This is a genomic window from Paenibacillus validus NBRC 15382 (genome assembly GCF_004000985.1).
In the GTDB taxonomy this organism is placed as follows: domain Bacteria; phylum Bacillota; class Bacilli; order Paenibacillales; family NBRC-103111; genus Paenibacillus_G; species Paenibacillus_G validus.
The window spans coordinates 1-13,528 of record NZ_BIMH01000022.1; the positions used below are offsets into that span (position 1 = coordinate 1).

Genomic DNA, 13,528 nt, shown 5'->3' on the forward strand with positions numbered 1-13,528 from the left:
TCAGCCAAGGAGGGATAGACTATGATTGACAGCAATACGAATTTATTAGTTGTAAGCGCTCACGCCGCCGACTTTGTATGGCGGGGAGGCGGCACCATTGCGAAGTACGTCAAGCATGGCGCCCATGTATCCCTCGTCATTTTGAGTTATGGGATCCGGGGGGAATCCAACGATCTTTGGAACATCGAAGGGCAAACCTATGACAATGTGAAGAAAATACGCAGAAGCGAGATTGAGGAAGCCGCACAGGCTTTGGGAATAACCGATATGGAGTACTGGGACTATCAGGATTACCATATGCAATTGGGCGAAGAGCGGATGGAGCGGCTCGTACGCAAGATTAGGGAAGTGAGGCCGCACGACATTCTGACGCACGGATTCAAAGACGCCTTCAATCCGGATCATGAAACGGTGGGTAAATTCGTTTTTGATGCGAGCGTATTGTCAACCTCTAACGGCGTTAGAATCGACGGAACGGCAACGGCTAAACAATCACGTATATTCGGCTTCGAGCCGCATCAATCGGAAATTAGTGACTTTAAACCTGAACTTATCCTTGATATTACGGAAACCTATGAACAAAAATTAGCTGCGATGGAAGCTTTTAAAGCGCAAAAACATTTGCATGATTACTATGATGCAAAAGCCAGGCTGAGAGGCAACCATGCACGCCGGGTATCGGGAAACAACCAGTATAAATATGCGGAGGCTTTCAGCCGGTTCTTTCCTTATGTGGGAGGAGAATTTGTGTGATGAATAAGTACGTCGTCAAAAATATCAAGCGGCCGGATGAGCAACTTATAGCAGAATATTCGAAGCTGGATGTTTCTACCGTTCACGAAGCTCAGGGGAAGATAGGCCTTTTGAGCCGGGAGATCAAGTCGATATCAAGCGGGGCCGCAATTTGCGGCCCGGCGGTAACGGCTGTTTGCTATGCTGGGGACAACTTGATGATCCACGCCGCCATTGAAGTGTGCAGGCCCGGCGATATTCTTGTCATCAGCACCATTGGTGAAAATGCCATCGGAATGATCGGTGAGCTGATCGTCATGGCGTTAATGAAACGCGGCGTAAAAGGCGTCATCACAGAATCCGGAATTCGCGATGCGGCTCAAATCAGGGAGCTCGGGTTTCCGATCTGGACGAAAGCGATTCACTCACAGGGCGCGGTGAAAACCCGGGGCGGATGGGTAAATGCTCCGGCGGTATGTGGCGGCGCCGCGGTGAATCCGGGGGATCTTATGATGGCGGATGATGACGGTATCGTGGTTGTGAAGCGTGATGACATACGATCTACGCTGGAAGCGTCTAAACAGAGAATGCGGAAAGAGGAAGGCACGAAAGAAAAAATTGCAAGAGGAGAGCTTAGCCTCGATTTTTATCAGCTGCGGGAAGTTTTGCAGCGGGAGAATGTTCATTATTATGAGGACGAAGATCAAGTGAAGGCATAAGCGCATACAGCACCGGAATTGTAACGGGAATCGGTCTTCATTCGAATGTGAATAAGATGATAAGGGTGAATAAAACAATGTCGACTTATGTGTTGATTCATGGTGCTTGGCATGGAATCGCCATGTAAAAAAGTTTTCACAATAGACACCGATCATTCTCCATTTTATTCGGCACCTGAGGAGCTGGCCTCCATTCTGCTGTCCGTCCAAGAATAGTTAGCCGCAGAGAAGGAAGTGGTTGTGGAAATAGTTCGAAATATAAAGGATTTTCGACTGTTTCCACAAATCATTGAAAGGTATTTATTCTTTTTTTATGCATGAAAGGAACTACATTTGTTGACTTTTTTCAACAAAACCAGTATATTTTTTGTAAATCAAAATTGTAGTACGATTTTGATTTAATACTTTTGTATCGTGGGGTTAATTATGAGCGCACAAATGGAAACCGCATATGTATATATAAAAGAAAGAATTTTAAACAATACCTATAAACCTTCTCAAAAGCTGACTGAAATTCAACTTGCTGATGAAATAGGCGTGAGCAGAAATACAATAAAAAAAGCGTTGTTAAAACTCGAACAGGAAAATTTGGTGGAGATGGAGGAAAATAAAGGGGCAACCATTAAATCCTTCACATTGGAGGAAATTTTAAATTATCTGGAAATTAGAGAAGCTTTGGAAGTTCTCACTATAAAATCGGCCATCCATCAGATGAGCGATGCGGATATCAAGGAACTGGGTCAAATTTTGAAGGATATGGAAATACAAGTTCAAAACGGCAACTTTACTCAATACTCGGCCCTGAATAAACAGTTTCACAATATTATTTATAAGTCCTCAAAAAACATACAGTCAGTAGAACTGATTAATCTGATCAAAACTCAATTGTCAAGAGTGGATATTCGTTCCGTTTTGGTCCCAGGAAGAAATCAACAGTCGCTCGAAGAGCATACAAGAATATTTCAAGCACTAAAAAATCGCGATGAGAAAGAAGCGGAAGAAGCGATGAGGGCACATATCTCGAATGTACGTCGTACCATACGGGACAATCATTTGATTTTATTGTGAAAGGCCCTCCCTATTTTCGGTATTAATCCATTCCGCGGGAATGTGAATAAGGAACTTCTTTCAGAAAACAAATAAGACGTGAAAATGAAATTTGGTCTGGGTAGGCGAAACTTTCAGTCACGTCTGTTTTTGTTTGTTTTTTTACGCTCTGACGGTAAGCCGTTGGTTACGGGTGAAAATGGAAGCGCAATTTAGTAGATTTTGAACGGGAAAAAAACATGGGCAATCAACTGATAACGACCGTCTATATACTAAACAACGAGGTGTAATGAATCATGGGTGTGCCGAGAATTGGCTTTATCGGTTTCGGAGAAGCGGCGTTTCATATCAGCAGCGGACTATGGTCGGAAGGAATTGAACAAATAGTTGCCTTTGATGCGATGTTGGAGGATTTAGCCTACGGTCCGCTCATCAAAGAACGCGCACAAGCTGCGCATGTATCGTTAGTTTCATCGCTGCAGCAGCTTATAGAAAGCAGTGATGTCATCCTTTGTGCAACGAGTGCGAAATATGCGGTAAAAATTGCTGAAGATGCCGTTAAATTTGTGAAGGATAACCAACTGTATGCGGATTTGAATTCGGCATCACCGACGGTTAAAAAGGAGATAGCCACGATAATAGGTGCTTCGGGCGCACTATTTGTGGATGCGGCAGTAATGGAAGCGGTGCCGCCCTATCGGCACAAAGTTCCGATTTCCGTGAGCGGCAACGGAGCTTCGCGGTTTGCGGATCTGATGGGCGCATACGGAATGAACATAACTGTCATTAATGACAAGGCGGGAAGTTCTTCCGCAATGAAGATGGTCCGTAGTGTGTTTATGAAGGGGTTTACGGCATTGTTGCTCGAAACACTTTCGGCGGCCCATAAATCCGGTGTTGAGCGGGAAATTATCCAATCCATCGGGGGGACTTTGAGTGATCGCTCCATAGTGGAGTTGGCTAACCTGCTCATAACTCGTACTGCCGTTCATGCGGAACGGAGAGTAGCGGAAATGGAGGAGGTCACGAACACTTTAAGGGAGCTGAATCTTGATTTTGCTATTTCCGCAGCGACCAAAATCAAGCTCCAGCATCTGGTGGATCTGGACTTAAAGCTGTACTTTAATGGGAATGCGCCTGAGCGGTATGAGCAGGTTCTTGAAGCGATAAATGAAATCTCACAAGTATCGAATTAATGGCGACGTCTGTATACGCTTAAAGAATTTACGAGAATCATGTGAGAGTTAGGGGGACGATTATATCGTATTTCTGATTCATCCATCATCTTCATGAAGGTTTCATTTTATTTTCATGGTTCCTTCATGAACATAATGGCTGACAGTGATATTATCTCTATAGCACTAAATACAACTAAAGATTTGATGTACATTTAGGAGGAAAAGGATTATGTCTCTAATTGGAACCGAAGTAAAACCGTTTAAAGCATCAGCGTATCAAAATGGTAAGTTTATCGAAGTTACAGAAGCCGATCTAAAAGGGAAGTGGAGTGTAGTTTGCTTTTATCCTGCAGACTTTACATTCGTTTGCCCAACCGAGCTGGAGGATCTTCAAAACCAATACGAGACCCTAAAGGGACTCGGGGTTGAAGTGTATTCCGTTTCAACCGATACCCATTTTACACATAAGGCATGGCACGACAGCTCAGAAACGATTGGTAAAATTACCTACGTTATGATCGGAGATCCTTCACATACGATTTCCCGCAACTTCGATGTGCTGATCGAGTCAGAGGGTCTGGCTGATCGCGGGACTTTTATCATCGATCCGGACGGTATCATCCAAACCGTTGAAATCAACGCTGGCGGCATCGGTCGCGATGCAAGCATTCTTGTTAGCAAGGTCAAGGCAGCACAGTATGTTCGAAACAACCCGGGCGAAGTTTGCCCAGCTAAATGGCAGGAAGGTGCTGAAACACTTAAGCCAAGCCTTGAACTCGTAGGAAAGATTTAAGGGGCTCGAAATATGATACTAGACGCGGATATCAAGGCACAATTAAACCAATACCTTCAGCTCATGGAAGGCGACGTGCTAATCAAAGTTAGCGCAGAGTCCGATGCGGTATCTACTAACATGCTGGCCTTAGTGGATGAAATATCCAACATGTCGTCCAGAATTACGGTAGAAAAAACAAAATTACCGAGAACGCCGAGCTTTAGTGTGAATCGTGTGGGCGAAGATACTGGGGTAACTTTTGCCGGTATTCCTCTGGGACACGAATTTACTTCATTGGTGTTAGCTCTGCTGCAGGTTAGTGGACGAGCTCCGAAGGTTGAACAGAACGTAATTGACCAGATTAAAAACATCAGCGGTGAATATCATTTTGAATCTTATATCAGCCTGAGCTGCCACAACTGTCCCGATGTTGTTCAGGCACTGAACTTGATGAGCATCCTCAATCCAGGCATTACGCATAGCATGATTGACGGGGCGGCGTTTAAAGCGGAGGCAGAAAGCAAGAACATCATGGCCGTGCCATCTGTTTACCTCAATGGTGAATTCTTCGGTAGTGGTCGTATGACGCTTGAGGAAATTCTTGCCAAGATGGGGAATGCTCCGGATGCTTCAGATTTTGATAACAAGGATCCATACGATGTGCTTGTTGTCGGGGGCGGCCCAGCTGGTGCAAGTGCAGCGATCTATGCGGCACGTAAAGGCATTCGCACAGGCATTGTTGCGGAACGCTTCGGCGGTCAGGTCATGGACACCGTAGGTATAGAGAACTTTATTAGCGTTAAATATACCGAAGGTCCTAAGCTCGCAGCGAGTCTTGAAGAGCATGTGAAAGAGTATGGCATTGATGTAATGAAATTACAGCGCGCCAAGCGTTTGGAAAAAAGGGACTTCATCGAAGTTGAACTCGAAAACGGTGCTGTTCTAAAGAGCAAGACCGTCATCCTTTCAACAGGTGCCCGTTGGCGCAATGTTGGCGTACCCGGCGAAGCGGAGTTCAAGAACAAAGGTGTAGCCTATTGCCCTCATTGTGATGGTCCTTTGTTTACAGGAAAACGCGTAGCGGTTATTGGCGGCGGTAACTCCGGTATTGAGGCGGCCATTGATCTTGCAGGCATTGTGGGCCATGTCACCGTTCTTGAGTTTATGCCGGAGCTGAAAGCTGATGCTGTATTACAAGATCGTCTTTACAGTCTGCCTAACGTAACGGTTCTAAAGAACGTTCAAACCAAAGAAATTACCGGTACTGACAAGGTAAACGGTATCTCCTACATTGAGCGCGATACAGGAGCGGTTCAGCATATTGAATTGGAGGGCGTGTTTGTTCAGATCGGTCTTGTACCCAATACCGATTGGTTAGGCGATACGGTCGAACGCAATCGCATCGGGGAGATCGTTGTAAATAGCCATGGCGCTACGAACGTACCTGGAGTGTTTGCAGCAGGTGACTGCACAAACAGTCCGTATAAGCAGATTATTATTTCTATGGGATCGGGTGCTAATGCAGCCTTAGGCGCATTCGATTATCTAATCCGTAATTAACCAGATTATTATATTACGTTAATATTATCCCCTTTAAGTAGACAGTAAAAGGAATGACATTTACTGTTGATCTTGGAGGGGATATTTATTATGGCTAGAATACGACAAAGTTATGCAAGCACAGCCCTCGTTATTTTTGCACCGGCTTGAGTTTATAATTTGTTAATAGTTTATTTAGATAGATTCAATAAGCCCTGATTATAATGAAAGGGAAGGAAACGTTTCCCCAATATGAAATAAAGGAGATCCGAAATGAAACTCAGTAAAAAATCGATTAGCGTCCTCTCATTTACGATCGGAGCGTGTGTCTTTGTATCCACAGCCTTTGCCGATATGGCGCTTGGCTCAGGCTATGACCGGTTAAAGAATTCCGTAAAAAATACCTCCGCGCAGATGGAGAAGGGATTGAACAACTACACGGTCGAGGCGCTGTTCACGCTGAAGGATAACGATCAAACCTTCCTTCAGGCCTCCACCTTCAATAAAATCGATAATGAAAAGCAGGCATCTGAAAATTCTACTAAGACTCAATATTCAAATGGCGAAACGACAACCAATTACTCGTATTCCGATCAAAAGCTTTCGATTTGGAAAAGCGGAACGGACGACAAATATTATGTGACGGAATACCCCGACGATATAGACAGGGGGAGCGGGAACAGATTTGATAACCCTTTTAACGAGAAGGGGGCGCCAGAGGTCGAGAAGATCGTTGACGCATTGGTTGGCAATCTGAAAGACTATGTGCAGGTTGAAGAAAGGCCTGAGGGCGGACGAGTTTACTCGGGAAGCTTGTCTGAGGCGCAAGTGCCTGCCGTAGTAAATGCTGTCTCTTCCTTCGGTATAAAGCAGATGATTAGCGACCAAAGCCGCATGGATAGAAATTCGAAGCTGCCGGAAATTGATAGTGATATTTTTGTTAAAAAGGTATCGGGCACAGCCGTTGAAAACAAAGCGGGATTATTGGAAAATTTGACGGGTGATGTGATTCTCTCCGGGAAAGATAAAAGCGGAGTACAGCATGATTTATCGCTGAATGTGGTTCTCAAGCTTTCCGACATTGGAAATACGAAGATTACAAAGCCTGACCTGACAGGCGCAAACGTCGAGAAGGTAAGCCAGTCCGGCGGCTTTAGCAGTAAGTATGCGGGGAAATATAAAAATAACATCATTATCGAGAAAGACGGGAAATTCGTGAAAATCGGTGAGAGAATCCTTGAAATCACGAGCGTGGAAAATAATAAAGTGACCGGCAAGTATTACGAAACCGTGAAGCCCGGATTCGAAGCCGAATATCCTGACAAGTATAACTTTACTTTTGAATATAATCCGAGCAATTCAAAGCCTATGTCTTTCTTTACTTATACAAATGCTAAAGGCGAGCAAGAAAACGGGCAGCTTCATCCGAGCGGCTCCGGAAAAATTTATCTCGACCTGAACATCGAGATCTTGGACAATAACTCGTATAGATCCAACACCAGTCACCAACATTTCGATGGGGAATTTAGCCGCGTATTTGAAGAGTAATCGAAAGGCTGTCCCTAAAGTGAACCTTCACTTTAGGGACAGCCATGTCATATTTATTGGGGGATGTTATCATTGACGAATAAAGCTATTGAAATCACCGGTTTAACCAAAGTATATAAAAACGGCCGGGGAATCAGCGATTTGAATTTGGAAGTCGATCAAGGCGATATATTCGGTTTTTTGGGGCCAAATGGCGCAGGAAAGACGACCGCTATGAAAATGATGACGGGACTCCTGAAACCGGACCGCGGCGATGTGAAGATTTTTGGCGCCAGCATTTTAGAGGACTATGTTAATGCTATGAAGCATGTGGGCTGTATTATCGAGACAGCGGAGTCGTATCCTTATTTAACGGCAAACGAAAACCTGAAGCTGTTTGCCAGGTTTTATCCGCAGGTTGACCAGCAAAGAATTGACGAATGTCTTGAAATCACCGGCATGTTAAAATATAAACATGAAAAATCAAGAAAGTTCTCGCTTGGTATGAAACAAAGGCTTGGGGTAGCGGCAGCGATCCTGTCGAAGCCAAAGCTGTTAATATTGGACGAGCCATTGAACGGACTTGATGTCGAGGGTATGCTGGATATGCGGAAGATGATTAAACGGCTTGCCAAGGAAGAAGGCACGACGTTCTTTATTTCCAGTCACCTGATTCATGATGTGGAGCTTACCTGCACCAGAATCGGAGTGGTTTACGGCGGAAAGCTTGTCAATGTGGATTATACCCAAAATATCCTATCCAATTATTCTTCGCTTGAAAATTATTTTGTTAGTGAGGTGGACCGGAATGGCAGGGTTTAAGGCTGCATTTATCAATGAAATCGTCAAGCTGTTGAAAAAGAAAAAAATGATAGCGGCCGCCATTTTGTCCATTCTTGCCGTTGTGATTGGACAAATTGCCGTAACGGCGATTAAGCATGGCCTTGGATTAAGAGTTGTAGGCAGCAACGAATTTCCTTTAGTGGTTCTATCGATGTTTACTTACACGATCCTGCCTCTATTTGCAACCTTTGTAGCCATCGATATGTTTAACGGCGAATTTTCGTCAAATACAATGAAAATAACGCTCACAAGGCCTGTTTCCAGATTCGGCGTATTTAGCGCGAAGGTTTTGAATTTAGCCTTGTTCATTATTGCAAACCTGCTGTTTGTCATGATTCTTTCTTTACTGGCCGGGCTCATATTTAATCCTTCGTCCGCCAGCCTGATCGGTATCGTAAGGGTCGTTTTGTCATATGCCGCAACGTTTTTTCCTGTTTTTGTGTTTGCCCTTCTCGTTGTATTGCTATCCAATATACTTCGGGGAGGACTGGCGGTTTTTTTTCTCTCGATTATTGTTTTTATCGGGTTTAACTTTTTAGGCATCGTTTTTTCCAATTATTCGAGTTTTTTTATCACATCCATGTTTGACTGGTACACGCTCTGGATTTCGGAAACGGTCAATGGTTTTAAAATTTTCCGCCAGATCTTAATCATGTCGGGCTGTGGTATAATGTTATTTACAGCGGGTTATTATTTGTTTGACCGCAAGGATATATAGAAAGGTAATTCCAATGCAATTAACCAAACGCTTTTTTACGATGAATGCGCTCGCCGTGCTGGTTTCCATTGCATTAACCGTTTTGGCTGTCATTATATTTGTTGCCGCTTATACGAAAGTGGTTGGCCCGGAAGCGGATATCAACGATTTGAAAAGGATCTTTGAAGTCAGGTCGGGGATCGGTGAGATCAAGAGGGCAGCGCAGACACTCGAGTTCGAACAGCTGCTTGATAAACCCTATCAGCAGGAGCTGTCCGATCGGGTTAAGGCTTTGGGGGCTAATGCCGTTATTTTGAAAAACAGAGAAGTATTATATTCCACAAAAAAGTTTAATGAAATCGATATTGAAAAAAGCTTGATGCTATCCGACAATGCGCCTAATCTTGATACTTTAGAGCTGGATGGCAGAACCTTTATGTTTGCCAGAGCGGACTATAGCCTTCATTCGGGAGATGAGGGCGTTTTGCTGCTGCTTGCGCCGATCAAGCTGAAAACGGGCTTTTACCTGTTTCTTGGCATTTTTACGGTCTGCTTTTTTATCCTTTCTTTTTTGATCATGAACTTTTGGGTTTCCTACCGGTTCTCCCGCGGCATCATTACACCTATTTCCAGGCTGAGGGATGCCGCTGTTAAAATTAGTGAAGGCGATTTAAGCTGCGGGATTGCGGAGGAAGGCGAAGGAGAGGTCAGGGAACTGTGCAGGACGCTGGAGTTCATGAGGATTAAGCTGAAGGAGTCTATTTATCTGCAGCAGAAATACGATGAAAACAGAAAGTTTCTGGTATCCAGCATCTCTCACGACTTAAAGACCCCTGTTACTTCCATTAAAGGATATATCGAAGGCATTATCGACGGGGTAGCCAAAACACCGGAAAAAATGGAGGAATACCTGGAAACGGCACGATCAAAGGCGATTCTGGTGAACGCCATGATTGATGATCTTCTGTTGTACTCCAAGCTGGATTTGAACCAAATCCCTTATCATTTTGAGAAAACGAATCTGGAGCCATACTTCGAGGATTGCGTTTCTGACCATCGCTATGAATATGAAAAGGCGAATATAAAACTGGCGCTTATCAGTGAATTGAAGGAGACCGTCTATGTCTTAATCGATAGAGAAAGGTTAAAACGGGTCATTCAAAACATTCTTGACAACGCCAAGAAGTACATGGAAAAGGCTGACGGACAGGTTCATATTATATTAAGGGAAACACGGACATCCGCTATAATAGAAATCAGGGACAATGGAAAAGGAATACCCGAGAACGACCTTCCCCATATTTTTGAGAGATTTTATCGTGCGGATCCGTCAAGAAAGAGTGCGGACGGCAGCGGCCTTGGGCTGGCTATTGCTCAACAAATTGTGGAAGGTCACGAAGGAAAAATTTGGGTCAGAAGCTCAGTAGGGGAAGGAACCCGCATGATGATATCTCTGAAAAAGTTTTAGCATTTTTGGAGGTTAGGATGAAAAGGATACTGATTATTGAGGACGATCAAAGTATAGCAAATCTGCAAAAGGATTATCTTGAGCTGAGCGGCTTTTCAGTTAAGATCGTGAATAGCGGAACGGACGGTTTGAAAGTCCTTGAGGAGGAAGCGTTTGACCTTATTATTCTGGACATTATGCTGCCGGGGATGGACGGATTTGAGGTTTTGAAAACGATCCGCGAGAAGGAGGACATTCCCGTGCTTCTTGTATCGGCCAGGGCGGAGGAAATTTATAAAATTAACGGTTTCGGTCTCGGCGCGGATGACTATATTACAAAGCCTTTCAGCTCCGGTGAACTGGTGGCTCGGGTTAACGCTCATCTGAACAAGTTTGAGCGGATGAAAGAACGGTTTGGTAAGGTTGATGAGGTCAGCAAGATCCAGGTCAGGGGACTAGAGGTCCAAAAAGATTCCAGAAGGGTTTTTGTGAACGGGAAAGAGGTAACGATGGCTCATAAGGAATTTGACCTGCTTCTGTTTCTCTTGCAAAATGCCAATCGGGTATTCGGCAAGGAAGAGCTTTTCGAACGGATTTGGGGGATGGATGCGCTTGGTGATGCGTCTACGGTTACGGTACACATCGCCCGGATCAGGGAGAAAATCGAGGAGAACCCGTCCAAGCCTCAATATATAGGTACGGTCTGGGGATCCGGGTACAGGTTTATGGTTTGACAACGAATCTAAAGAGAGCCTGTCAGGTACGGTTTTCGCCTTGACAGGCGGCAGTGATTCTGAAATGTGAATGAATAATAATGAATAGCTGAATAATGAGATGCATTTGAAGAATCGTAAACGCTTTGCAAGGAATCTCTTGCAAAGTTTTTTTTATTGTGGCTGCATTTCGAAAAAGCTCATCTCAGCGACCTATCCTTTTTTGATAACGGGTATTTTATGTTTGCTCTACGAAAGTTGCTATTATTTATATATAATCTATTTAAGGATAAGAGCGGCAAAAAGGGGTATCGGGCGATGATTTTATCGACAAAGCTACACATTCCGTATTCACGACGTCATGTGCTTATGGAACGCCTACCGATCATGGAGATGCTGAATGAGGGATTGCATACGAAACTGACTTTCGTGACGGCCCCTGGGGGGTACGGAAAGACAACAGCTTTGAGTCAGTGGGTACAGTAAAGCGAGATACCCGCCGCATGGGTTTCCCTGGATTCGCAAGATAATGATCTGTATCAGTTTTGGAGCTATATCATCGCGGCTTTTGACAGCAAGACTCCTTCTTTTGCCACGGCTATGGATCCGTATTTGTCTGCGCTGAAAACCGGAGCTGTTGAGCCTTTACTTGCAGCGATGATTCATGAGTTTAGCATCCGCGGCGAGGAATTGGCGATCATTTTAGACGATTATCACACGATTCATCTTTCTTCCATTCACGCATCGGTGGTGCGATTGCTTGAGAATGTGCCGGAGAATATCCATTTATATATAGCGAGTCGCATTCAATTGCCCTTCCCTGCGGCAGGTGGATCAGCGGTTTGCATCTTGCTGCGATATCGCTGCAAGGCAGTGACGATGTTCACGGATTTATTCATGCTTTCAATGGTGAGCATCGCATTATATCCGATTATCTTTTTCAGGAAGTGCTTCGCCATCAGTCTCAAGAGATTCAGTCTTTTCTCTTGGAAAGTATCCCGAACGTTTCAAACGATTGAATTTGCATGCGGCTAATTGGTTGGAGAAGCAAGGCTTTTTTGAAGAGGTCGTGGAGCACTTTCTTATGGGGCAGCACTACGCCGAAACTTGAACAGATAAAGCCGAAGATCGATTCGCCGGATAAGCATCTCTTTTTGAAAAAGTTGGAGAGGGAGAAAGCTTTTTTGTCACTCAATAAAGGTTCCCTGGAAGACGTGGACGCTTGGCTGCAAACTTGCGGCTACAAACACACGGATACAGTTTCACTGCATCATGTCATAGAATATCTTCAGCTAGCCAAGGTGCTTACGGAATATGGGGCATATCCGGAAGCTTTGCAACAGCAGGCTGCAAGCCCTGCAGCGGGGGAAGGAACTGAACTTGCTATAGAAGCATGTATTCATCTCCCTCGGAGCACGGAAATTCCCCCCTCCTTCTCCCCCGCTTTGGGGATTTTTTTATGGGTAGAATAAGTCTATAGTATGAGTATGATAACCTGGTGTTCGGTCACTGGTGAAGATGAACAAAAGCGACCAGAGTGCGGATTCTTCAGAAAGACCATGATGACCGCGGAGGAATGGGAGGCCAACGGGGATCTGCGGAGTCCTTCCATAAAGGCAGTACGTAACAAGCTCGCTGAGCTGGTTACAACACCTCAAAAAATACTGAATAGGGGATAAATCATGAAGACATCTATCGATGTAACGAAAATTCTCTCTCAGCTGATAACGAACAGCAGCATGAAACAAGAAGCAGTCGATCAAATTGTGGATCGATTGAACCTTGGAAAAAAGCCCATGACAGCAAAGGATGGGGAGTGAACCCCCTGAAGGTGAATCATCGTATCTCACCGCTTGTTTTACTACATAGTAATTGGCGGCAGATCGTGTTGACGATCTGTTCTTTGTGGTTCAGCTGCTCCACTTGGTGCTCCCCGTGGGTGATGAAGAGGAAATCGCCGATTACGAAACTCACCGGGCCGAATATGGTAGTTACCCAGTATGCGATCATCTTCTTTGTTTCGTTTTTCATTGTCTAATCTCCTATGGAAAAATGGCTTTGGGTTTACTGGAAGTTAAAATCATACAAATAATTGATGCTGCCGACTGGCAGCTTTTTTTGTTCAGCTGCAAAGGGCCTGCTACGAGAGCTTAAGGAAATCAAGTATTGGATGCACCCCTGTTTTGGGGGAGGGCTATGCCCAATATCAGGAAAACATGTAGATTTTAAGGTGTGAAAATTAAAGAATTTTGGGAATTTTCCTATCGGGAGCTAAGCTCTAAAATGAAACATGTAAGCGCTTAACTTCAAG

15 protein-coding genes are annotated in these 13,528 nt (G+C 44.5%); 14 read left to right on the forward strand and 1 reads right to left on the reverse strand.

Going from position 1 to position 13,528, the window contains the following annotated elements:
* Positions 1-21: 21 nt before the first annotated feature.
* The 14 genes from PVA01S_RS15290 (at position 22) to PVA01S_RS26670 (ending at position 13,037) form a co-directional block, all read left to right on the forward strand.
* Positions 22-753: a PIG-L deacetylase family protein gene (locus PVA01S_RS15290; protein ID WP_174817587.1), complete on the forward strand. Its 732-nt coding sequence runs from the start codon at positions 22-24 to the stop codon at positions 751-753.
* Positions 753-1,451, forward strand: coding sequence for a 4-carboxy-4-hydroxy-2-oxoadipate aldolase/oxaloacetate decarboxylase (locus PVA01S_RS15295; RefSeq protein WP_127608385.1), 699 nt, complete (start codon positions 753-755; stop codon positions 1,449-1,451). The genes PVA01S_RS15290 and PVA01S_RS15295 overlap by 1 nt, the downstream gene beginning before the upstream one ends.
* A gap of 426 nt (positions 1,452-1,877) precedes the next feature.
* A complete protein-coding gene (locus PVA01S_RS15300) occupies positions 1,878-2,519 on the forward strand; it encodes a GntR family transcriptional regulator (RefSeq protein WP_127608333.1) in 642 nt (213 codons plus the stop codon).
* Between the two features lie 275 nt (positions 2,520-2,794).
* Positions 2,795-3,694, forward strand: coding sequence for an NAD(P)-dependent oxidoreductase (locus PVA01S_RS15305; RefSeq protein WP_127608334.1), 900 nt, complete (start codon positions 2,795-2,797; stop codon positions 3,692-3,694).
* 211 nt (positions 3,695-3,905) lie between these two features.
* Positions 3,906-4,469, forward strand: coding sequence for an alkyl hydroperoxide reductase subunit C (gene ahpC, locus PVA01S_RS15310; protein WP_054799352.1), 564 nt, complete (start codon positions 3,906-3,908; stop codon positions 4,467-4,469).
* Between the two features lie 12 nt (positions 4,470-4,481).
* A complete protein-coding gene (gene ahpF / locus PVA01S_RS15315) occupies positions 4,482-6,011 on the forward strand; it encodes an alkyl hydroperoxide reductase subunit F (protein WP_127608335.1) in 1,530 nt (509 codons plus the stop codon).
* Between the two features lie 252 nt (positions 6,012-6,263).
* Positions 6,264-7,538 (forward strand): hypothetical protein, encoded by a 1,275-nt coding sequence (locus tag PVA01S_RS15320; protein WP_127608336.1) that lies wholly within the window; start codon positions 6,264-6,266, stop codon positions 7,536-7,538.
* A 63-nt stretch (positions 7,539-7,601) separates the two neighbouring features.
* A complete protein-coding gene (locus PVA01S_RS15325) occupies positions 7,602-8,339 on the forward strand; it encodes an ABC transporter ATP-binding protein (protein ID WP_127608337.1) in 738 nt (245 codons plus the stop codon).
* Positions 8,326-9,078 carry an ABC transporter permease gene (locus PVA01S_RS15330; RefSeq protein ID WP_127608338.1) on the forward strand — a complete coding sequence of 251 codons (753 nt, stop codon included), beginning with the start codon at positions 8,326-8,328 and terminating at the stop codon, positions 9,076-9,078. Before PVA01S_RS15325 ends, PVA01S_RS15330 begins: the two co-directional genes overlap by 14 nt.
* Before the next feature lie 13 nt (positions 9,079-9,091).
* On the forward strand, positions 9,092-10,525 hold the full coding sequence (locus tag PVA01S_RS15335) for a sensor histidine kinase (RefSeq protein WP_127608339.1): 1,434 nt from the start codon (positions 9,092-9,094) through the stop codon (positions 10,523-10,525).
* A 17-nt stretch (positions 10,526-10,542) separates the two neighbouring features.
* A complete protein-coding gene (locus PVA01S_RS15340) occupies positions 10,543-11,238 on the forward strand; it encodes a response regulator transcription factor (protein WP_054798517.1) in 696 nt (231 codons plus the stop codon).
* A gap of 591 nt (positions 11,239-11,829) precedes the next feature.
* On the forward strand, positions 11,830-12,252 hold the full coding sequence (locus tag PVA01S_RS15345) for a hypothetical protein (protein WP_127608340.1): 423 nt from the start codon (positions 11,830-11,832) through the stop codon (positions 12,250-12,252).
* Positions 12,253-12,275: 23 nt separating this feature from the next.
* A complete protein-coding gene (locus PVA01S_RS15350) occupies positions 12,276-12,689 on the forward strand; it encodes a hypothetical protein (RefSeq protein ID WP_127608341.1) in 414 nt (137 codons plus the stop codon).
* Between the two features lie 210 nt (positions 12,690-12,899).
* Positions 12,900-13,037 carry a hypothetical protein gene (locus PVA01S_RS26670; protein ID WP_155615124.1) on the forward strand — a complete coding sequence of 46 codons (138 nt, stop codon included), beginning with the start codon at positions 12,900-12,902 and terminating at the stop codon, positions 13,035-13,037.
* 16 nt (positions 13,038-13,053) lie between these two features.
* On the opposite strand, the gene PVA01S_RS15355 is transcribed toward PVA01S_RS26670, so the two are convergent.
* Positions 13,054-13,248 (reverse strand): hypothetical protein, encoded by a 195-nt coding sequence (locus PVA01S_RS15355; protein ID WP_054796608.1) that lies wholly within the window; start codon positions 13,246-13,248, stop codon positions 13,054-13,056.
* Positions 13,249-13,528: the final 280 nt, after the last annotated feature.

Coding starts and splice junctions, on each gene's coding strand:
- PVA01S_RS15290 (WP_174817587.1), top strand. CDS start 22: ATGATTGACAGCAATACGAATTTATTAGTTGTAAGCGCTCACGCCGCC.
- PVA01S_RS15295 (WP_127608385.1), top strand. CDS start 753: ATGAATAAGTACGTCGTCAAAAATATCAAGCGGCCGGATGAGCAACTT.
- PVA01S_RS15300 (WP_127608333.1), top strand. CDS start 1,878: ATGAGCGCACAAATGGAAACCGCATATGTATATATAAAAGAAAGAATT.
- PVA01S_RS15305 (WP_127608334.1), top strand. CDS start 2,795: ATGGGTGTGCCGAGAATTGGCTTTATCGGTTTCGGAGAAGCGGCGTTT.
- ahpC (WP_054799352.1), top strand. CDS start 3,906: ATGTCTCTAATTGGAACCGAAGTAAAACCGTTTAAAGCATCAGCGTAT.
- ahpF (WP_127608335.1), top strand. CDS start 4,482: ATGATACTAGACGCGGATATCAAGGCACAATTAAACCAATACCTTCAG.
- PVA01S_RS15320 (WP_127608336.1), top strand. CDS start 6,264: ATGAAACTCAGTAAAAAATCGATTAGCGTCCTCTCATTTACGATCGGA.
- PVA01S_RS15325 (WP_127608337.1), top strand. CDS start 7,602: ATGTTATCATTGACGAATAAAGCTATTGAAATCACCGGTTTAACCAAA.
- PVA01S_RS15330 (WP_127608338.1), top strand. CDS start 8,326: ATGGCAGGGTTTAAGGCTGCATTTATCAATGAAATCGTCAAGCTGTTG.
- PVA01S_RS15335 (WP_127608339.1), top strand. CDS start 9,092: ATGCAATTAACCAAACGCTTTTTTACGATGAATGCGCTCGCCGTGCTG.
- PVA01S_RS15340 (WP_054798517.1), top strand. CDS start 10,543: ATGAAAAGGATACTGATTATTGAGGACGATCAAAGTATAGCAAATCTG.
- PVA01S_RS26670 (WP_155615124.1), top strand. CDS start 12,900: ATGAAGACATCTATCGATGTAACGAAAATTCTCTCTCAGCTGATAACG.
- PVA01S_RS15355 (WP_054796608.1), bottom strand. CDS start 13,248: ATGAAAAACGAAACAAAGAAGATGATCGCATACTGGGTAACTACCATA.